The sequence below is a fragment of the Methanolobus sp. genome (assembly GCF_016278385.1).
Taxonomy (GTDB): Archaea; Halobacteriota; Methanosarcinia; order Methanosarcinales; family Methanosarcinaceae; genus Methanolobus.
Genome location: NZ_JADQBY010000015.1, coordinates 49,677 through 71,519 on the forward strand (window position 1 = coordinate 49,677; position 21,843 = coordinate 71,519).

Here is a 21,843-nt window from a genome sequence, read left to right on the forward strand (position 1 = left end):
TTTGATTTACCATTAATATTAATATTTCGAGGTTTTATATGACTGAATCGACGGAAAAAATGACAGGTGCAAGAGCCTTTATCGAGTGCCTGTACAGAGAAGGTGTTGATACCATCTTCGGGTATCCGGGAGGCGTACTGCTCCCCATATACGATGAACTTTATGATGCGGATATCCGTCATATACTAGTCCGCCACGAGCAGGCAGCGGTCCACGGGGCGGAAGGATATGCAAGGGCAACCGGAAAGACAGGAGTCTGCCTGGCAACTTCAGGACCCGGTGCAACAAACCTTGTAACAGGCATTGCAAATGCGTACATGGACTCCATACCAATGGTAGTCTTTACCGGACAGGTTCCAAGTAACTTACTCGGAAATGATGCTTTTCAGGAAGCAAACATCACAGGCATCACAATGCCAATTACTAAGCATAATTACCTTGTACAGGATGCAAATGACCTTCCTAGAATAATCAAAGAAGCATTCCACATAGCATCCACTGGCAGACAAGGACCTGTACTCATAGACCTTCCCAAGGACATCACTGTTCAGGAAATTGATTTCTATTATCCTGACAAAGTAAACCTTCGAGGATACAAACCCACATATCAGGGCAATCTCCAGCAGATAAAAAAAGCAGCTTCAGAGATAGGGAAATCAAAGAATCCTGTTATCTATGCAGGTGGCGGGATCATTAGTTCAGAAGCAAGTAAAGAGCTTCGCGAATTTGCAGAGAAGATCAATGCACCTGTAACAACAACCCTCACAGGGATGGGCGGATTCCCTGTAGAGCACCCACTGTTTTTGGGAATGCCTGGAATGCATGGGACCAAGTATGCCAACTATGCCATCCAGGAATCTGATCTTTTGATTGCAGTAGGAGTCAGGTTTGATGACAGGGTAACAGGTAAGCTCAAGGCATTTGCATCCAATGCAAAGATAATCCATATAGACATCGACCCTGCAGAGATATCAAAGAACGTAAAGGTCGACATACCAATTGTAGGAGATGCAAAGTGGATACTGCAAAAGCTTTTGAAATACGCATCCCCGTCACAATCCGAAGCATGGATAAAGAGGATAGACAACTGGAAAAAAGATCATCCCCTCTACTACGTGGAACCTGCAACCGGCAATGGAATTAAACCCCAGTACATCATCGAGCAGATAAGCGAAGCATGCAAGGATGCCATTATAGTCACCGAGGTAGGACAGCACCAGATGTGGGCTGCCCAGTATTTCAGATTCAGTAAACCTAGGACCTTTATCACATCCGGAGGACTTGGAACTATGGGTTACGGATTCCCCGCAGCCATCGGTGCCAAGATAGCAAGACCGGACAAAACAGTCTTTGACATTGCAGGCGACGGTTCATTCCAGATGAACTCACAGGAACTTGCAACAGCAGTCCAGGAAAACGTGCCGGTCATTGTAGCAATTTTCAATAACGGTTACCTTGGAATGGTCAGGCAGTGGCAGGAATTGTTCCACAACAAGAGATATTCCTCAACTTGTATACAAAATAGCGTTGATTTCGTAAAACTTGCAGAAGCCTACGGCGCGCTGGGACTTCGAGCCACCAAACGTGAAGAAGTACGCCCCGCGATCGAGGAAGCCATTGCATCAGGAAGACCGACGGTCATTGACTTTATTATCGAATGCGAGGAGAACGTATCACCGATGGTACCAGCAGGTGCTGCAATTAATGAAATTATGGACCTGGAGAGGAAAGAATGAGACATACACTTGCAGTTCTGGTTGAGAACAAATACGGAGTACTCTCAAGAGTCGCAGGCATGTTCTCAAGAAGAGGCTACAATATTGACAGCCTTACGGTAGGAGTTACTGAAGACCCAACCATTTCCCGCATGACTATTGTAGTGATGGGAGATGATGATGTTCTGGAACAGGTCATGAAACAACTCAACAAACTCATTGACGTCATCAGAGTCACAGACCTAAAATCCGAAGAGTCTGTTGATAGGGAACTGGCACTCATAAAGGTTAACTCTGAAGTCACCAACCGTCCCGAGATAATGCAGATAGCAAATATATTCCGTGCCCGTATCATTGATGTTGGTTCAAAATCCATGATCATTGAAGTTACAGGTGACGAAGGAAAAATAACTGCTATCGAGCAGTTACTCAAGCCATTTGGAATAAAAGAAATGGTAAGGACAGGAAAAGTTGCCCTGCGAAGAGGACAGAAGAATTCTTAATTATTCAAGAACTTATAGATATTTCAATTAAAGAGGTACATACAATGGCAGAAATGTATTATGATAACGATGCAGACCTTAACTTACTGAAAGGTAAAAAGATCGCAGTGATGGGTTACGGAAGCCAGGGACATGCACAGGCACAGAACCTGCATGATTCAGGACTTGATGTGACCGTAGGCTTAAGAGAAGGCAGCAGACGCTGGAAACAGGCAGAAGAAGACGGACTCAAGGTCATGACAGTTGCAGAAGCAGCAAAGATGGCAGACGTCATCCAGATTCTCCTTCCTGATGAGACACAGTCACAGGTATATTACAATGATATCGAGCCAGGACTTGAAGCAGGCAACGCAATCGTATTCTCACACGGATTCAACATCCACTACAACCAGATCATCCCACAAAAGGACATCGATGTCTACATGGTAGCTCCAAAGAGCCCAGGCCATCTTGTCAGAAGGACATACGTAGATGGCGCAGGAGTTCCTGGTCTTGTAGCAGTCTATCAGGACGCAACCGGCAAGGCAATGGAAATGGCACTTGCACATGCAAAGGGTGTCGGATGTACCCGTGCAGGAGTATACAAGACAAGCTTCCGTGAGGAAACCGAGACCGATCTTTTCGGTGAACAGGTAGACCTCTGTGGTGGAGTCGCTTCCCTTATCAAGACTTCATTCGAAGTACTTGTTGAAGCAGGCTACCAGCCGGAAATGGCATATTTCGAGACATGCCACGAACTTAAGCTCATCGTTGACCTCATCCACGAGGGAGGCCTTGATAAGATGTGGTACTCAGTATCCAACACTGCAGAATACGGTGGAATGACAGTTGGTCCTAAGGTCATCAACGAGCTTTCCAGAGAAGCTATGTACGAGGCACTTGAGAGAATACAGAACGGAGAGTTCGCCCGTGAGTTCGTACTTGAAGGCAAGGCAAACAGACCAGTTCTCACAGCAATGGAAAGACAGGACAGGGAACATCCACTGGAAGTCATAGGTAAACAGATCAGAGCTAAGATGCCCTGGCTGAACAGTGAACTAAACGAAAAGTAGGCCTTTTGGTCTACACTATATTTTTTTGTTATTTCCTGAATTTGAATCTGATTTTATATTGATTTTGAAATTAGAATGAATTGAGCAATCTTTTATTAAGCTCGTACCTTTCATCTTTAATATCTGCGATCTCACACTTGATCGTCTCTTTTTGACTTATAAGTTCCGCTTTTTCGTCTTCATTGAGAGCATTTCCTATGCCCTCGATAACAATATCTAATTCGTCTTCGAGATCCATTAGTTCATAACCCAATCTAGTTGCCTTTTTATTAAGTTCAGCAATATCTTCATTCATCTTATCCCACGTCCCAATTACAGTTTAAATGATAGTATTTTAATAAAATCGAGTCTTGGAGAATATATTGCACCTGCATTCCTTAATGCAGCAATAGCATTTGATAACTCAAAAGGACTGAGCAAGGATATTGTTTCAACATCCTTCATAGAGATTATCACGTCAATACCAAAAGTATCTTCAAGTTGAAGATATAATTGAGCTGCTTCTTTGGGTAAACGGAATATTTCCCCGGAAGAGAGATTTGATTTCTTAAACTTTGAAGCATGTACGAACATGTCCATCCATATATCAAAGCCTTCGCGTACATTGGCAACGGAAACTTCATTGCTAAAGTTCATTCGGGCAATACTTGAACCTAATTTGGGAGCAGCATCACCAAGGTCCTGTTTGTAAACAAAATTATGCGAGCTTGTGAAGGTTTCTGTCATTTCATAGATACGATCGGTCAAACATTTTTCTGCCTTCTGTGTAATCTCTGGCTGAAACATTAAAGTATCCAGAAGATGAGCCCTTACAAATGGAATCTCAAAAGAGACATCTGCGGAATAATCAGACTTTGGGCGCATCTCAGCATCAAAAACAATAGGCAAATGAACAAATGTTTCTTTTGGCATTAATATTGAAAGGTTTACCTCCATACTGCCTAATGGATTAATTTTCTTTTCAACTGCAGAAGAACTGTAAAAATAAGGAGATTTTACACTTTTAAATTCCCGTGGAATTACTTTCTGTAAAGAAAGAAAAGAATTCCATCCACTCTTCTTTGCAATTATGCCAGAATCTATACCGCCTTTTTCATTGATACCAATTGCATTTGATGAAACGGAACATATTGCAAGACACTGAGAAATACTATCAATGTTTTCGTCTGCCCTATTAAATGGGTGTTTGAAAAAATTAATATACTCTTCCTGATCCATTACCTTTCTGTGAAGAAGCTTGTTTGGATCTATTTTGATCCATGCTTTGACATACCGGACATCGATGTTAACAAGATTATCAAATGTACCTTTGACAACTCGCTCTGTTTCAAATGATGTAACCTTGATCAGATCATTCATTTTTGGTATCGGAACAGATTCATCAGCTATTATGTATATATCCCTTTTTGGCGTGGAGAGAAAAGGAGAAGGATCAAGATAAAAAAGTCGTCTGCTTCGGCCATCAAATCTAACAAAGCCCATCTCATCACTTTCAAATATGAGTTTGTGTTCTACACCAGAAAGCTCATAACCAAACTCACGATTTTTCAGGGTTTGTCTTTTGACCATAACACGACCTTCTCATTATTGATTGATAAGGTTTATTCAACTTGAACTAAAAAGAGCAGTGATTTTAACTATTAACTGTAATTCTATAGTCTTTAACTATAAGTGATCAGGAATTATTCTTTTGATAAGTGGCACAAAATACAACAGAGGGCAAAATATGAAAGAAACAATAGATACGATTCTATCAAGACGCAGTGTTCGGAAATTCACATCAGACGAGGTAACAGATGAAGATATCAAAACCATACTGGAAGCAGGTAGATGGGCACCATCCGGCCTGAATAACCAGCCATGGAAATTCATTGTCATTAAAAATAGAGAAAACATGAATGAACTGGCAGAATGCACGCATTACTTCAAAATCATCCAGAATGCACCATTACTGATAGCTATTTATCTTGATACTGAAACCATGTACAACAAGACAAAGGATATCCAGGCAATAGGAGCATCCATACAGAATATGCTTCTGGCATGTTGTGATCTTGATCTTGGTGCGGTCTGGCTGGGTGAAATATTAAATCAATCAAATAAAGTAAACTTGATTCTTAATTGTCCTGATACTATGGAACTTATGGCAGTGCTTGCACTAGGTAAACCTGCAGATATTGGAAAGAATAGTACCAGAAAAGATCTGAGCGAGATAACATACAGTGAAAAGTATGGAGGCAAATTTTAACTAAAAGATGGAGGCAGAGACGAATTGAAAATGGTCATTGGTTTTGTGTAAATTGATTGGAGGTAGTAGATTTGCATGACCCATTTATAATAGATTGTAATCAGGAAATAGGCCTACAATCCGTCTCTAAGTCATAAAATGGATTTTATCATATATAAGTTTATGTCAAATATAGCAGTAAATCAAGGAAAACTGATTTACCACCAAATCAATTTTGATTGATTCAGTGAGACGTTCTTTTCTTCCCGGCACATTGGCGATTGGCACAGAACTCCACAGCATCTTGTTTTTGCTCTTTAACACGCAACATGTGCCATCCGCAGTGTTCACACATTTTATCCAGAACTGTAAGTCTACCGGATTTAGGAACTGACTGTGTGTGTCCACACCTCTTAGTACAACCAAGGAAACGGGAGTCTTTTACAGATATAACGAACATTGAGCCATCACAGACAGAACAGGGACCAACTACTTCAGGAGGGAAACATTTTTTTTCCAGCTCACATGTGAAGCAGGGACCAATACCTACGGCCCAGTTGTATTTATTGCCAACCTTGAGAACAGCAACTCCACCTTTGCTGCACTCCTGAGAACGCATGACTGTAAGTGCACCGGCCTTAGGCAAAGGATATGTTTTTTTGCAAACGGGATAACCAGTACAACCCACAAACCTACCCTTATCGGTTTTTATCATATGAAGCATCCGCCCACACTCAGGACATGTCCCCACTAAATTCTTCTTGTCTGTAGCAACCTGTTCATCAGTGATAGTACCTGCCATCCTGGAAGCAATGGCATCCTTGCTGGATGTTAACTCAGAATACATCTTTTTGATGAGCAAAGTCCCTTCACCAAGGGCAATTTCAAGTGACTTTTTCCCGTCTTCCACTTCCTGTATGAGAAATTCTATGCGGGCCCTTATTTCGGGCTGTACGAGTATTGGAACCGTTGAATCCAGCGTATCCATAAGAGTGAAACCGGTGTCAAGAATGGAAATCGTTTTTCCCTTTGTTTCAAAATAACCTCTTTTCTTATTGGTCTCAATGTGACTCGGAGCTGTTGCCTTGGTACCAATACCATGCTTGTCCATCAGAGTAAGCAATTCTGCCTCTGTAAGACGTTTAGGAGGAGTGGTTTCAGATTTGATGTTCTTTATCTCCTTTACGCCAACCTCTTCCTTTTGTTCAATAGCAGGGAGAAGTTTATCAGTTTTTGTTTCAAAAGGATAGACATAAAGCCACCCTGCATCCCTGAGCACAGAGCCAGTGACATCGAAGATTTCCCCACCTACAAGGATCTCAAACCGTGTTTTCTCAAATATTGCAGGCCCCATGAGATTTGCAAGAAAATGTCTTACAATAAGGTCATAAATTTTCCACGCATCGGGCATTCTGATACTTTTTTCAATATCATCCTTTGAAGCTGCCTTTATAGGATGGATAGGAGGGTGATCATGTCCGTCCTTAATGCCATTCCTGCAACTAATCTCCCCGGCAGAGATTATTGAAAGCGCATACTTCTGATATGTACCTGATGAGAATGCCACAAGTTTGGATTTGAAATCAAAATCATCAGCATATTTATTGGTTTCAGTCCTCGGATAGCTGGTAAAACCTGAAAGATAGAGCTGCTCTGCGGTTTCAAGTGCCGTTTCAGGACTTACACCTAGAAATTTGGATGCTCGTTTCAGGAATTCTGTGGTATTCAACGGATAAGGAGGACTTGTTCGAGCCTCTTTCACACTTTTCTTGTCCACAAGACCAGTCCGACAATCCCTAATCCGGGCAAATATTTCATCTGCTTTTGCCTTATCCGGAATGTGCCCTCCCCTGTGAATACCTGTGAAATCAGTGCTATCTGCCACGAAAATAGCTTCGATTTTCCAGAAATCCTTTGACTGGAAGTTCTTTATCAGTTTCTCCCGCTCATAAACAAAACCACATGTAGGAGTCTGGCACGGGCCAATTGAAATAACGCCCTTGGTACGGGCCTTTTCCCTGACTGCCAGTGTCATGAAACGGGTAAAAGCAGCACCCATTTTAAGATCCAATATCTGACGGGCTTCCGCAGACATTGCCATATTATAGTCAGGTTCAACAAGATTCGAGAATGCATTCTTTATCTCACTGTCCGAAAGTGAAGAAAAACGTGCTCTTTTAACTGGAAAGGAAGCTACCTTTTCAGCAATTGTCTTCGCCTCAAATCCAATATTCTCTCCTTCCCTGTCAAAGTCACAGGCAAGAACAACTTCTTCCGCACCACTTGCAAGAAGTGAGATTGCAGTTGCATATGGTTTTTTCGTTACATTTTTAACAGGATCAGTGTCCAGAAGAATTGCAGGATCACATTCACGCCAGTTGTTGAACTGTTCCGGGTAATCGTATCCCATGATATGCCCGGCAAGACCCATTATCCTCCATTCCTTGCCGTTCAGCTTAAAGTCGTATACAGGAAGACCTGCCACCGAAGCACGGTTGTAATGTCCGCCACTAAGAATACCTGCTATCTGAGAAGCTGCTTTGTTCTTTTCCGTGAATACGACTATAGACATGCTGCAACCCTATGTTCTGATATTAGATAAGAATTGAGCTTGCGGGGTGAAAGTGATACAACAGATATTTTCATTTGATCGGAATCCAGACTTCCTCTTCAGCTTCCGAGTCGTTCCTGCCATAATCCTCAGGTAAAACTTCAAAATGCTCCCTGTCATCAATCTCGAAACCTGATTTTGGAAGCCATTCAACAAAGATATGCTGCATGGTCTTTGGAAAGGCACTTGCAGGACCTTTGTGAATAAATACGGCATATTTGCCACCCTGCAAAGTATATGATTCCATACCATCAGGAATTGCCTCTAGAGATGAGACCGCCACAGCAGCCCACTTATCAAAAACATTCGTTAGAGACATCATTACCTTTTGACCATCAGAATAAATATTCATGGAAATGTATGTGGAATCTGTCCAGTTTGGATTTTCCATTCCGGTCTGTCTGACATCCAGCGTATGTTCAAAGTGAGCAGCAATAGCCTGAAATGCTTTTCTGATCTGCTTTTTACCAACTGCATTCATTCCCGGCTGAATAACCAGAAAGCATCACCTGCGTAGATATCTATCAAAGTATCGAGATCTTCCTGATTTATAGCGATATCGGCTTTGGTGATCAGTAATTCAATAGGATGCTGTTCCATCGTTGTTCATTTCTCCACTGCACATGCCAGATAGTGAATAATGATTATCACTTTTTTGCCAGTACCACCAGTCATTGATCGTTATAAACACAACGAAATAAATGGAAAATAATTCCAAATATTCAATAAGTGCTGTGAAACATATATATGTGGCAAGAATGTATCTGCACTAAAAGACACTGCATACCGGAGTTACAATGACATTAATGGAAGATGCTAAAAAGGGCAAGATCACACCCCAGATGGAAGCCGTTGCAAGGGACGAAGGCATTGATGCTAAGACCATCTGTTCATGTGTTGCCAATGGGACCATAAGTATCCCAAACAACCCTGTAAGGGACTGCAGGGTCGTAGGTATAGGAAAATATCTCAGTACAAAAATAAATGCCAATATAGGAACCTCCCGTGATTACATAAATATCGATGAGGAAATCGAGAAGGCAAAAACAGCAGAAGCCTTTGGTGCCGATGCACTCATGGACCTGTCAACCGGTGGAGACCTGGACCTCATCAGAAAAAAAATAATGGATGCTGTGAACATCCCAATAGGTTCTGTCCCAATATACCAGGCCGCAGCTTCACAGAAGACTGTTGTGGACATGACGTCCGATGATATGTTCAATGCAGTACGTAAGCATGCAAAAGACGGTATTGATTTTGTCACCATACATGCGGGCGTGAACAAGGATGCCATGAACAGGATCAAACAGAGCAACAGGATAACAGATATGGTCAGTCGTGGTGGGTCATTCACCCTTGCATGGATGCTGCACAATGGAGAAGACAACCCATTCTATTCAGAGTATGATTACCTGATGGAGATTGCCCACGAATACGACATGGCCATCAGTCTCGGAGACGGCATGAGACCAGGATGTATCCATGATGCTTCAGACGGGCCTTCGTTTATGGAATTCATAACACTGGGAGAACTTGTGAAACGAACCAGAGAAGCAAATATCCAATGTTTTGTAGAAGGTCCGGGACATGTGCCTATCGATGAGATAGAGCTGAGCGTGAAAGCAATGAAGAGCCTTTGTGACAATGCTCCCCTCTACTTGTTGGGTCCGCTGGTAACAGACATTGCCCCTGGCTACGATCACATTACCGGAGCCATAGGTGGCACTTTTGCTGGCATGTGTGGAGCTGATTTCCTGTGCATGACCACACCGGCAGAGCACCTGGCACTGCCTACTAATGATGATATCCGCGAAGGAACCATTGTCACCAGAATAGCTGCCCACGCAGCAGACCTTGCAAAAGAAGGACAGAAAGAGCGTGCAAGAGCAGTTGATAACAAAATGGCACATGCACGTAAGAACCTTGACTGGGACACTCAGTTTGAACTTGCAATTGATGGAGAGAAGGCTAAGAAGATACGTGACAGCAGGAATACAGGAAGCGATGCTTGCTCCATGTGTGGCGACCTCTGTGCCATGAAAATAGTCAGCAAGGCATTAGAAGAAGAAAAGAAAAAATAATTATTCTGTTTTGCTTAAAAAACAATAAAAAAAAGGACCACAGAGTCCTTTTCTATCATTTATTATTCCATTCTTTGCTTGCAATTATGACTGCTTCTTGAAGCACATGAACCAGTCAAGACAATATGTATTTTCATCTTTTGATTCTACTCTTTCTTTGGCAGTGCCACATGAACCCGGTGGTGGAATAATCACATCATCGCCCGGTTGCCAGTTGGCAGGGGTTGCTACATTTTCTGCATCAGATTTCTGCATTGCAAGCAACAATCTCTTGATCTCATCCATGTTGCGCCCGTTGGAAAGAGGATAATAGATAATAGCCCTTATCTTTGCCTTGGGGTCAATCATGAATACTGCCCTGACGGCCTGATTGTCAGAAGCATTTGGCTGGACCATACCAAATTTCTTTGCTACATCCATTTTAAGGTCAGCAATGACAGGGAAAGTTATTTCCACGTCTTTCATGCCTTTGTATTCTATCTTCTCCTTGATAGTACGAAGCCATGCGATATGAGCATAAACACTGTCTATTGAAAGGCCCAGCAGCTCAGCATCCAGTTTTTTGAAATCATCCTGCATGCTGGCAAAAGTCATGAACTCCGTAGTACATACCGGGGTGAAGTCGGCCGGGTGACTGAAAAAAATTACCCACTTGCCCTTGTAGTCTTTTGGGAAATTAATATCACCTGCTGTGGTCACTGCCGTAAAAGAAGGAGCATTGTCACCTATTAAAGGCATATATACAGGCATAGAAACTGCTTTTTCCCCCATACCGGACTTTAATTTCTTCATACTGCTATCAAAATATTCATTTATGTCCTTTACTTGCTTGTCGAATTCCTTTTCCAGTTCAAGGTCCTTTATGTTTCGGGAAATGTAATTTTTCATATCTTTGAACTGTTCTTCAAGATACTTTTTTGTGTCTTTTTTCTCATCCATAATTTATCGCCATTCCAAGAAGTGTAAACTAAAGGAACAAATCAAAAATTAGTGAATATCTGCCCACACTCCGCTGGACATTATGGTTTTAAAAGATAAGAACTTGATCATAGGATAAGGTATATTAATACTTTAAAAAAAGAAACATAAAATAATACAGAAAATTATAAATATATGCATATACAAACGATATGAGTACACTATCTAAAAGGTACCACTTTTGGATTACGGCTACTTAACTAAAAAAACATGATAAAAAAGTATCAAAGGCATGAAGATGGCCCTTCAGGCCTGCCTGAAAACAGTCACGATGGTTTTGAGAAACTCGTTGACGAACTGCCCCTTGGCATACTTTCATGTGATAGGGAAGGAAACATAACCGCAGTAAATGATTTTCTCTTGAATATATTAGGTTCTCCTTCAGCGGAAGCCACTCAAAAAATCAATATGCTGACTTTTCCAGCCCTGGTTGAATCCGGTATTTCTGCAGTTATTGAAGAAGCCTTTATAACAGGCAGGAATTCGTCGATAGAAACGTTTTATCAATCCAAGTGGCAAAAGAAACTCTTCCTGAGTTTCAAGGTATTTCCCAGAAAGGACGATAATGGATTCGTTTATGGATGTCACACTATTATCGAAGACCTTACAACCAGAAAGAGAGCAAACATCGAACTTGAAGAAAGCAAAAGCAAGGATAATCTGATATCACAAATATCAAGCCGTTTTATCAACAGTAATTTTAAAGATATTAACAAAGACATCAATAGTGCGCTTAAGGATCTGGCAGGTTTCATTGGTGCTGATCGTGTAGTTCTGTTCAGTGTTGCTGACAACCCAGATTATATCATTAAAACCCATGAATGGCATGCTGAAGGAGTAATCTCTAAAATACAACTCAATGAGAAATGGGATGCTAAAAAGCTTGTATTTGAACAGCTTAGGAATTTGCAAATAATAAACATACCTGATGTTGACAAAATATCAAAAGAAAGAGAGTATGTACAAAAGACGCTGCAGAACCTTGGTATAAAATCCATTGCAATGGTCCCTCTTTCACGTTACGGTGTTTTCAAAGGCTTCCTGGGAGTAGATTCAAAAAGCAAGATACATGACTGGGGGGAAGAAAAAGAACTCTATGTCCTGAAAATTGCAGGAGATATGATCGTAAATCTCCTTGAACGCAAACAAACAGAATCTATTCTGCTCAAAAAAGAAAAAGAGTATGAAGAGGTCATCAATTCCCTGGACGCAGGAATCTGGAAAGCTATATTCGACAATGAAGGAAATGAAGTGGAAACCTATGTTTCCAAAAACATGGATAAATTACTGGGATTCCCAGATGGGACCACAGGAAATGATTGGAACAATTATTTTGCACATATACATCCCGAAGACACCATAAAAGTGAGGGATGTAATGAAACAGTCTTTTAAGCAACCTGATACCCCCTTGGATATAGATTACAGAGTGGTATCTGAGGAAGGGAAGATCGTCTGGGTGAATTCCTTAGGTTCTTCCCATATTAAGGACAATGGAACTTTCCTGACATTCGGAACCACGACAAACATCACAGAACGCAAAATGGTTGAAGAAAAACTGCGTGAACGTGAGGAACTACTAAGGCTGTTCATAGATTATGCACCGGCTTCATTAGCTATGTTTGATCGCGATATGCGATATGTCGCCGTCAGCCATCGATGGCTCAATGATTATTTGCTTAGTGACCGGGATCTGCGTGGACTATGCCATTACGATGTATTTCCAGAGATCAGTGATGAATTGAAAGAGATACATCAACGGGCTCTTAAAGGGGAAATAATCCATGGTGATGAGGATCGTTTCAAGAGAGGGGACGGAAGTATACAGTGGTTACATTGGGAGGTTCGCCCCTGGCATGCCGTTGATGGTACGATTGGTGGAATTGTGATTTTTTCAGAAGATATCACCAATCGCAAGGAAGCTGAAGAAAAAATGCGTGAAAGTGAGGCTCTTCTCAACGAAGTCGGAACAATTGCCAAAATAGGCGGATGGGATTGGGATGCAGCATCCAATGTGCTTACGTGGACACCTGAAGTTAAAAATATCCATGAAACAGCGGATATCGATACTCTTGAGAAAGCATTGAACTGTTATTCTCCGGATTCAAGGAAGATAATTGAAAAAGCAACATATGATGCTATCGAAAAAGGTGAATCATTTGATCTTGAACTGGAAGCGATCACAGGAAAAGGATATCATAAATGGGTGAGGGCAATCGCCCATCCAAAAATAGAACATGGTAAAGTCGTAAAACTAACCGGAGCATTGCAGGACATAACTGAGAAAAAGGAAGCTGAAGATGAACTGAAGCGCAATGATGAAAGATACAGGTCACTTTTTGAGCAGTCAAATGATGCCATATTCCTGAATCACATTGATGGACAGATAGTAGATGTGAACGAAAGGGCCTGCGAGATGTTCGGATATACAAAAGAGCAGTTCCAGAAAATGAATGTTGTTGATCTCCTGGCACCGTATCATAAAGCAGCTGGTGTTGTCGGGATGCAGCAATTCAGGGAAGACGGAGATGTCTATGTCCACACATTGTATGCAAAGGCAAACGATGAAACCTTTGATGCAGAGGTCAATGCCAAGGTACTTGAGGGATATCCGGACCTTGCACAGGCCATAGTAAGGGACATTAGTAAGCAAAAGAAAGCAGAAGAAGATATCATCAGAAGTGAGACTAAATACAGGAGTCTTTTTGAACAATCAAATGATGCCATAATGATCCACGACCTCAACGGACGAATACTTGAAGCAAATAAGAGGGCCTGTGAAATGTTTGGTTATAGTGAGACGGAACTAAAGAAAATATCGATGACTGATTTGACATTGGCAGAAGACAGAGATACAATAAAAGAGAGAATGAAGAAAATAGAAACAGAAGGCTACTGTCGTAGGGATAACAAAATGATCAGCTCAGATGGAAGTATAATATATGTAGATATTAGTGCTTCATTCCTCAAAGCACAAAAAGGTATGATCCAGACTGTGGGAAGGGATATGACAGACAGAGTCCGGACTGAAGCAGCTATGCTCAGTGCGAAGATAAAAGCTGAGACTGCAAATCGTACAAAGAGCGAGTTCCTTGCCAATATGAGCCATGAACTGCGCACACCACTTAATTCCATAATAGGTTTTTCAGATGTAATGATAGATGGTATGACCGGGGAGATCAGTTCTAAACAGGAACATTATCTTCAAAACATCTCTGAGAGCGGACATCACCTTTTGAGCTTAATTAATGATATTCTCGATATCTCAAAGATAGAAGCCGGTAAGATGGAACTGAATTTCGATATGATCGATATTCCATCAGCGATCAGTGAGATTACCGCAATGATGCACCCACTTACATCGGACAAGAACCTGACAGTTGATGTTGATTTGCCTGATAACCTTCCAGAAGTCATGGCGGACAGATCAAAGATCAAGCAGATATTGTACAACCTCATCGGGAATGCCATCAAGTTCACAGACAACAATGGCAGGATAACAATCATTGCAAAAATTAGGGATACTAATTTACAGATATCTGTCATAGATACAGGAATCGGTATATCTCCAAACGACCAGAAGAAGCTTTTTAAACCTTTCAGCCAGATCGATTCATCCACATCTAGGAAATATGAAGGAACCGGACTGGGACTGGCTCTTGTAAAAGAACTTGTGGAACTGCATGGCGGAAGAGTATGGGTTGAAAGCGAACTCGGAAAAGGAAGTAATTTCACTTTTGAACTTCCGATAGATAGTTAAAAGTTAATTTATCGTCCAATATAGGACTTTTTTTAGTAATCTGTTGTTTGTGGAATGTCAACCACCCGGTTGTAAACCTTCACTTTGACTGTTATTTTGGTAAGAAGAAGTGAATACAAAACTATCTGTGGGAAGTGACCCTGGCAAAGCCAGGGTAACTTAGGAAGTGAGATGTGGTATTGTGGAGGTAGTTTGATGGATATCAAATGACCCACATCTGCAATGCTCCAGAGTAATAATCCTCTGACAATTTATCGTTTTATAATTACAAGTATATATATGTATCGTGGAAATATAAATACAGTAAGCATTATTTATAGCTGTGCAACAAAATAGATGTGCATAATGTAAACCGACATATAAAAGAGAGTAAACGTAATAGATTTTCTGTTAAGAATTGTAAACCCAAAATGACTCACGCACATCCTCTAAACTTAGCATATGATGACAATAAGCACAACTCTTATGTATCTACAGAAAATAGTTTAAACAACTTGGGTAAGCGGAAGGAACAAAAATGGACAATATTGCTTTTTTGATATATTCGTTCAGTTCACTTTTTGCCATAGTCAGTCCGGTTGGTGGAGTTATCACATTCGTTTCGCTGACAAGTGACGTGACACGGGAAGAGAAGAATGCACTTGCCACAAAATCAGTAATTCTTGCCTGTATCATTGCATTATTTTTTGCCGTGACAGGAGAAATAATACTGAACTTCTTCGGTGTGAGCATTGACGCTTTAAGAGTGGCTGGTGGAATACTGCTTTTTACTGTGGCTTTTGATATGATACTGGCAAAGGTTTCCCGTGAAAGTATCACAGACACAGAAATAAATAAATCACAGGACCGTAGCGATATATGGATATTCCCCATTGGTCTTCCGCTTTTAACAGGTCCAGGTACAATTACCACTGTTATTGTTCTAATGGGAAGTGCGGCTTCAATATTACAGAACATGGCAGTCCTGTTTGCGATAATGCTCACTTTTTTAATAACATTGATATTATTCCGGTTTTCCAGAAGAGTATACAAGTTCCTTGGTCATACCGGAATGCTGGTATTTACAAGACTTATGGGATTGTTGCTTGCTGCAATGGCTGTAAATTTGATTGCCCTTGGAATCTGGAATATCTATACCTCATTCCAGTGATATCTACTTGTAGCTGTAGGGAAGTATAACAATCACAATGATTTTATCTGATAATATCATAAACCTAATAGAGTGTGAGTGACGAAGTGCCGGAAGAAAAAGGCTTTCAATGTAAATCAAAAGGTGATGAACACAGTGTTCCACTTGAAGATATCTTAAAAAGAATTAATACAACAGCTGAAGGCTTATCTTCTGAAGAGGCAGTTCGAAGAGTCAATCTGTGTGGAAGGAACGTTTTTGAAGAAACTAGAAAGGAAAGTGTCCTGATCAAGTACTTCAAACAGTATAAGAATTTCTTTTCTCTTCTGCTTTTATTTGGTTCCGTACTCTCATTTATTGCTGAGTGGCTTGACCCGGGACAGGGCAATATCTTCATAGCCATAGCTTTGCTTGGGGTTGTAATACTTAACAGCAGTTTCACATTCATCCAGGAATACCAGGCTGAAAGGATTATGGCGAGTTTCAAAAACCTCATACCACCAAAGGCTCGGGTAATTCGGGACGGGAAAATCACAGAGATACTTGCCACCGAAATTGTAGTGGGTGATGTAGTCTATCTTGAAGAAGGTGACAAGATACCTGCAGATGGAAGGGTCATCGAAGAGAACTCACTTAAAGTTGACAACTCACCAATAACAGGAGAAGCTGAGCCACAACTGCGTTCTCTGGACTGCACACATCCCAGCATACTGGAATGCAGGAATATGGTATTCTCAGGAACACTTGTCCAGACAGGGAATGGAAAGGCCATTGTGGTTGGCACTGGATCGGATACACAGATAGGGAAACTGGCAGCTCTGACCGAACAAACATCTTCCGTGGACACTCCAATTCGAAAAGAACTCAATCATTTTATCAAGATCATTTCTGCAATCGCTATTTTTCTTGGGGTTTCCTTTTTCCTGGTAGGCTTCCTCATTCAGGATACGTTCCTGTCAAATCTCATCTTTGCCATTGGAATTATCGTTGCAAATGTACCTGAAGGACTTCTGCCAACGGTAACACTTTCCCTGAGCCTTGCATCGAAAAGAATGGCAAAAAGAAATGCTTTGATAAAACAACTGGAATCTGTGGAAACACTTGGATCCACAACTGTTATCTGTACCGATAAAACAGGAACCATTACACAGAACAAGATGGCCATACATTCCGTTTATACTGGTACCGGGCATCTTGATGTGGAAAAAAAGGCAACTCCGCCGGAGATGTTCTTGCGTGTGGCCACCATATGTAACAATTCCAGGCTCACTGAGGAAAAACCCGGCTACAAAGGCGATCCTACAGAGGGATCTTTGCTCGTTTATTCCAGTGGGTTCGCAGATATCGAAAAAATGAAGGGTGACTATCCAAGGCTGGAAGAATATCCGTTCGATTCCAAAAAACAGAGAATGCAGGTGATCTGTAAAACACCAACTGGAGAAATAGAATCATACCTAAAAGGAGCACCTGAAATTATTATTGACATGTGCGACCATATACTGATCGAAGGAAATGAGGAAATACTCGACGAAAAAAGGAAACATATCCTTGAAGAAGAGCACCTTGTCATGGCAAAGAAAGGAGAAAGAGTACTTGCTTTTGCTTACAGGAAAGTTGACAACGCAGACGAATGTGAGGATTGTTTCACCTTCCTTGGATTTGCAGGTGCCGTTGATCCGCCACGACCTGAGGCCAGCGAAGCTATCAGAAAATGCCATCTGGCTGGTATCAAGGTTGTTATGATAACAGGAGACCACCCGGTAACTGCTCGTTCCATAGCTGCAACTGTGGGTCTGACCGATGATCACAGCGAACCTGTATTAATAACCGGTTCAGAACTTGAAGAACTATCTACAGAAGAGCTTGTACAAAAACTGAAAGCACCAAGTATTGTATTTGCACGCACTTCCCCTGTGCAGAAACTCAAGATAGTGCGGGCCTTCCAGGCAGCAGGCGAAATAGTAACGATGACCGGGGACGGTGTCAATGATGCACCTGCCATGAAGAACGCAGACATGGGGGTTGCCATGGGAAGTGGTACGGATGTTGCCAGAGAGGCAGCAGACATGGTACTGCTCGATGACAACTTCGCAACCATCGTCAATGCAATAGAAGAAGGGAGGACTGTCTTTGATAATATCAAAAAGTTCATAGCCTACATCCTCACAAGCAATGTTCCTGAGATATTGCCATTCATCGCCTTTGTACTACTGGCACTTCCATTGCCAATGAACGTACAACTTATCCTCGCCATTGATCTTGGAACCGATATACTTCCTGCATTGTCCCTTGCAGTTGAAAAAGGAGAGGGAGATATTATGAAACGCCCTCCACGTCCCAGGGAAGAAAAACTGTTAACACCTCAGGTGCTGCTTACATCCTATGGAATCAAAGGACCTATTGAAGCTGCTGCCGGATTTGCATGCTACTTCGCAGTTCTGTTCGATGGCGGATGGACATGGGGGCAGCAACTCCCATTTACAGATACGCTTTATATGCAGGCTATAACAGCATTCTTTGCAGCCGTCATTGTCTGCCAGATAGCAAACGTATTCACATCAAGGACCAGACGGCAGTCCGTATTGACAAAAGGACTTTTCAGCAATCGTATGGTGCTTCTTGGTATAGCCAGTGAGCTTCTGATACTGACCTTCATCATCTACAACCCACTGGTGAACCTTATATTTAACACAGCAGCAATATCAATAAAATATGTACTCATCGCAGTACCATTTGCCCTGCTTTTACTGGGAGTGGACGAATTCAGAAAGTATGCTATCAGGAAAGACTCACCATTTGTTACCCGATTCTTTAAATGGTGAAAATTGAACTTTGTGAAAATACTCATTAAGCATTTTTTCAACAAAAACAAAGTCATTAACTTATGTTGGATCTATTTTTCGGTAGCGCATAATAATCGGAGATTGATTATTTTTACGTTAATAGATTAAAATGAAATGATAAGTGGGTTTTCTACAGAACCAAACATTAAACGATCTTTATTCTTTCTTTTTACGGAAAACCACTTCAGTATGTGGATAAGCTATTTCCACATCACCAGAATCTCTGATCCGATCAAATAACTCTTTAGTGATTTTTGTGGAATACTCGTTTAACTGTCTGGCCGGCGAGAAATACTTAATATTGATATCTACTCCGCTTGCCTGAAACTCAAGTCTTATACGGGGATTTCCGGGACTGGTACTGATAATACCTGCAAGATATTTTCGGGCTGCAAGATCAGCTATTTCAATTGCATGATCAAGATTACTCTCATAGGTCACATTCACTACCACATTATCAAGCACGAAATCATTGTTTAAAGTATAATTAATGATATTCTTTTCAAACAGCATCCAATTGGGAACCATCACCACCCTACCAGAGCTTTCCTCACCACCGATAAGACCTCCGATCTCCATAACATGCACGTGTGTCAGGTTGATGTCAATAACATCGCCTTTCACATCACCCACAATTATCCTGTCACCAATATCAAATGGTCTTTTGGTTACCACCATGATCCAGGCAGCTATACCCGTCATCGGTTTCTGCAGAGCAAAACCAATCGCTGCTGAAATAAAACCAAGGAATACACCAAATTCGGACCATGCATTAGAATATGAAAGAGCAGCAAATAGAATAATTATCAGGTAAAGTGAATACCTGAATAACTGACTCATTAATCTGATGTTGGAACTTTGTTTCTTCGTCTTGGCCTTACGCAGGAGATTATTTTTTAGCACATTGATAATTACACTAATCAAAACGAGGAGTATAAAAACTACAAGAACTCTCATGCCAAATGACAGTAATCTATCTACAGTAACAATGTCCTGCAGATTAAGTACAGTAATAGCGTCCTGTAGATTAAATGCCATGAAACCATCCATTGAGAAGTTAAATCAAAAAATGATAGAGCAATTTTACTCTTTCTTCCTCAGTTTCTTAACCATTCCTTTTACATCAGATGCCAGATCCTCTGCTTCGTTTCCGGTTGCTTCTGCCAGCTCTTTTACTTTGTCAGATATTTCTTCTAAATCTTCTTTAAGGTCTACAGATTTTATAGAAGCAACTATCTTTTTAATTGCATCCATAATATCTTCTGTAACCTTAACAGCCTCATCACCTGTAACCTCAATAAGTGAATCAATTCCTGCATTTACCCTGTCATAATTCTTTCCAAGGTTTATTTTCTCTGCAAGAACATCAAGTTGCTCACCTATTTCTGAAGCTATGTGCTTTGCCCCAGCTCCAGTCTTTTCAGCAAGATTATCAATGCCTTCGAATAGTTTATCCATATCCTCACGAAGATCAATACTTTTAACGTCAGCTACTATGCCCTTTACAGAAGATTTTACACTTGCAGCTATTTTTTCTGCTTCATTCCCTGTTTTGTCAATAAGTTGATCAATCTCAACTCTTATTTTTTGAATTCTTTCTTTCATACGAACCCCTCTTATGTTTATAACATGTTTAGATTTTTTAAGTTATTAAAGATATCCCAATCAACAAGAAAGAAGAAGAAGAAGAAGAAGAAGAAGAAGAAGAGCAAAATCATTCAACTCTTACAACGATTCCCCTGAGCAGGCGTCCAAGTATATCAGAGCCAGTTATTATTAGCTTTTCAGGATCTTCCTTGTTCCAGTAAAGTATCAGGTCATCATCTATAACATCATCTTCAGAATCTACAGGATAAACTGTCAACCTGTGGAGAACATTGCCAATCTTTTCTTGAGAATCGTGCACAATTATAGGATGATGACAGTAACGATATGGATTAAACTCTTTTTTCCCATAAATGGCATCACGCAGGAATGAACCAGAATCAATAGCCAGTGCTGGCTCCTCGGCCTCATCAACAACTATAACCCATTTCTTTGAACTTAAAGCCATCTTTTCAAGTAAAAGATTGAAATCCGGATCATCTCTGGATGGGAAGATAACCAGACCATTAAAAGTAGGGAGAAAAATTATACTTGAAGGATCAAGCACAGAGCCCTCCTGTTTGACATAAAGATCATCTATAGAAAGAAAATTCAAGGCACCATGTCCTTCAAGATGATCGATGTCGCTACTATCTGAACTTATATGTTTTTTGAGCATTATACCGAGAGAACGCTCTTTAAAGAACTCCATTTTCTCTTTTCCAAGCCACATATCCAGAAGTATTGCTGATGGTTTTGCTACAGGATATAGCACTATCAGGTATAATTTGACAAGAGGAGACAGGGAAGCACCAAGCCTCATGGAGTTTCGCGTAAAATAAGCCTGTGGAGCAATTTCACCAACTGTCGTAATAAAAACCGTAGAGAAAATAAAAGCAGAGCTACCTGCCATTACTGAATCAGTCAGCAATGTAAGAAGAACATTTATACCCACATTACCCCACAGTAAAGTTGAGAGCAGCAGATGGGAATTTCTTCTTAGTGCCAGTATTTTCCTTGCATTTTCGTTCTTAGCTTCAGCCTCTATTTCAAGACGAAGACGACTCAATCCAAACATACCTATTGTCAGGCCGGAAAAAATACCGGATTGGAGCAGACAGAGAACTATTAAAATCCATGTGATTAGAGCATTCATATATTATTCCGCTAAGGTGGTGTTCGAAACCTCAGGTCTTGATATGAATAGAAGATTAATAAAACCTTTTGAGACATGAAACTAATTACTTATATCAAAACAGAAAGGGAGAGAAGTTTTTATGGCATATGGAATATAAAAGCAACATATTAGAGGCCGTCTAATTAGAATTTCAGCATAAAAGCGTATCCTTTTTTTTTCGTTA

The 21,843-nt window shown here is 40.9% G+C and carries 17 protein-coding genes; 8 read left to right on the plus strand and 9 right to left on the minus strand.

Annotated elements, in window-relative coordinates:
• Nucleotides 1-38 precede the first annotated feature (38 nt).
• From QZZ23_RS07290 to ilvC, 3 genes are read left to right on the plus strand one after another with little or no spacing between them, the layout of a single operon-like run.
• Entirely contained in the window at nucleotides 39-1,736 is a 1,698-nt protein-coding gene (locus QZZ23_RS07290; RefSeq protein WP_292468299.1) for an acetolactate synthase large subunit, read from the plus strand.
• Complete coding sequence (gene ilvN, locus QZZ23_RS07295; protein WP_292468302.1) at nucleotides 1,733-2,218, plus strand: acetolactate synthase small subunit; 486 nt, start codon at nucleotides 1,733-1,735, stop codon at nucleotides 2,216-2,218. The genes QZZ23_RS07290 and ilvN overlap by 4 nt, the downstream gene beginning before the upstream one ends.
• 44 nt (nucleotides 2,219-2,262) lie before the next feature.
• On the plus strand, nucleotides 2,263-3,270 hold the full coding sequence (gene ilvC / locus QZZ23_RS07300) for a ketol-acid reductoisomerase (RefSeq protein ID WP_292468305.1): 1,008 nt from the start codon (nucleotides 2,263-2,265) through the stop codon (nucleotides 3,268-3,270).
• A gap of 70 nt (nucleotides 3,271-3,340) precedes the next feature.
• Here ilvC and QZZ23_RS07305 read toward each other — a convergent pair whose 3' ends face one another.
• Nucleotides 3,341-3,565 carry a hypothetical protein gene (locus QZZ23_RS07305; RefSeq protein ID WP_292468307.1) on the minus strand — a complete coding sequence of 75 codons (225 nt, stop codon included), beginning with the start codon at nucleotides 3,563-3,565 and terminating at the stop codon, nucleotides 3,341-3,343.
• Nucleotides 3,566-3,582: 17 nt separating this feature from the next.
• Complete coding sequence (locus tag QZZ23_RS07310; protein WP_292468310.1) at nucleotides 3,583-4,839, minus strand: hypothetical protein; 1,257 nt, start codon at nucleotides 4,837-4,839, stop codon at nucleotides 3,583-3,585.
• 157 nt (nucleotides 4,840-4,996) lie between these two features.
• On the opposite strand from QZZ23_RS07310, the gene QZZ23_RS07315 reads away from it, so the two are divergent.
• The gene (locus QZZ23_RS07315) at nucleotides 4,997-5,518 is read left to right on the plus strand and encodes a nitroreductase (RefSeq protein WP_292468313.1); all 522 of its coding nucleotides are present in this window, start codon (nucleotides 4,997-4,999) and stop codon (nucleotides 5,516-5,518) included.
• 223 nt (nucleotides 5,519-5,741) lie between these two features.
• On the opposite strand, the gene QZZ23_RS07320 is transcribed toward QZZ23_RS07315, so the two are convergent.
• From QZZ23_RS07320 to QZZ23_RS07330, 3 genes are all read right to left on the minus strand, one after another.
• A complete protein-coding gene (locus QZZ23_RS07320) occupies nucleotides 5,742-8,069 on the minus strand; it encodes a DNA topoisomerase (protein ID WP_292468315.1) in 2,328 nt (775 codons plus the stop codon).
• Between the two features lie 70 nt (nucleotides 8,070-8,139).
• The gene (locus QZZ23_RS07325; RefSeq protein ID WP_292468317.1) at nucleotides 8,140-8,589 is read right to left on the minus strand and encodes a GyrI-like domain-containing protein; all 450 of its coding nucleotides are present in this window, start codon (nucleotides 8,587-8,589) and stop codon (nucleotides 8,140-8,142) included.
• Complete coding sequence (locus tag QZZ23_RS07330; RefSeq protein WP_292468320.1) at nucleotides 8,586-8,708, minus strand: hypothetical protein; 123 nt, start codon at nucleotides 8,706-8,708, stop codon at nucleotides 8,586-8,588. The genes QZZ23_RS07325 and QZZ23_RS07330 overlap by 4 nt, the downstream gene beginning before the upstream one ends.
• A 197-nt stretch (nucleotides 8,709-8,905) precedes the next feature.
• Between QZZ23_RS07330 and thiC the strand changes: the two genes are divergently transcribed.
• Complete coding sequence (thiC, locus tag QZZ23_RS07335) at nucleotides 8,906-10,189, plus strand: phosphomethylpyrimidine synthase ThiC (RefSeq protein ID WP_292468322.1); 1,284 nt, start codon at nucleotides 8,906-8,908, stop codon at nucleotides 10,187-10,189.
• 84 nt (nucleotides 10,190-10,273) lie between these two features.
• Here thiC and QZZ23_RS07340 read toward each other — a convergent pair whose 3' ends face one another.
• Nucleotides 10,274-10,927, minus strand: coding sequence for a peroxiredoxin (locus QZZ23_RS07340; protein ID WP_292468349.1), 654 nt, complete (start codon nucleotides 10,925-10,927; stop codon nucleotides 10,274-10,276).
• A gap of 450 nt (nucleotides 10,928-11,377) precedes the next feature.
• Between QZZ23_RS07340 and QZZ23_RS07345 the strand changes: the two genes are divergently transcribed.
• The 3 genes from QZZ23_RS07345 (at nucleotide 11,378) to QZZ23_RS07355 (ending at nucleotide 18,877) form a co-directional block, all read left to right on the plus strand.
• On the plus strand, nucleotides 11,378-14,926 hold the full coding sequence (locus QZZ23_RS07345) for a PAS domain S-box protein (RefSeq protein ID WP_292468325.1): 3,549 nt from the start codon (nucleotides 11,378-11,380) through the stop codon (nucleotides 14,924-14,926).
• 517 nt (nucleotides 14,927-15,443) lie between these two features.
• Complete coding sequence (locus QZZ23_RS07350; protein WP_292468328.1) at nucleotides 15,444-16,076, plus strand: MarC family protein; 633 nt, start codon at nucleotides 15,444-15,446, stop codon at nucleotides 16,074-16,076.
• A gap of 74 nt (nucleotides 16,077-16,150) precedes the next feature.
• Nucleotides 16,151-18,877: a cation-transporting P-type ATPase gene (locus QZZ23_RS07355; protein ID WP_292468331.1), complete on the plus strand. Its 2,727-nt coding sequence runs from the start codon at nucleotides 16,151-16,153 to the stop codon at nucleotides 18,875-18,877.
• 177 nt (nucleotides 18,878-19,054) lie between these two features.
• Here the strand turns inward: QZZ23_RS07355 and QZZ23_RS07360 are convergent, their stop codons facing one another.
• The 3 genes from QZZ23_RS07360 to QZZ23_RS07370 form a co-directional block, all read right to left on the minus strand.
• The gene (locus QZZ23_RS07360; protein ID WP_292468334.1) at nucleotides 19,055-19,936 is read right to left on the minus strand and encodes a mechanosensitive ion channel domain-containing protein; all 882 of its coding nucleotides are present in this window, start codon (nucleotides 19,934-19,936) and stop codon (nucleotides 19,055-19,057) included.
• A gap of 45 nt (nucleotides 19,937-19,981) precedes the next feature.
• The gene (locus QZZ23_RS07365) at nucleotides 19,982-20,503 is read right to left on the minus strand and encodes a hypothetical protein (RefSeq protein ID WP_292468337.1); all 522 of its coding nucleotides are present in this window, start codon (nucleotides 20,501-20,503) and stop codon (nucleotides 19,982-19,984) included.
• Between the two features lie 109 nt (nucleotides 20,504-20,612).
• Entirely contained in the window at nucleotides 20,613-21,638 is a 1,026-nt protein-coding gene (locus QZZ23_RS07370) for a CNNM domain-containing protein (protein ID WP_292468340.1), read from the minus strand.
• Nucleotides 21,639-21,843: the final 205 nt, after the last annotated feature.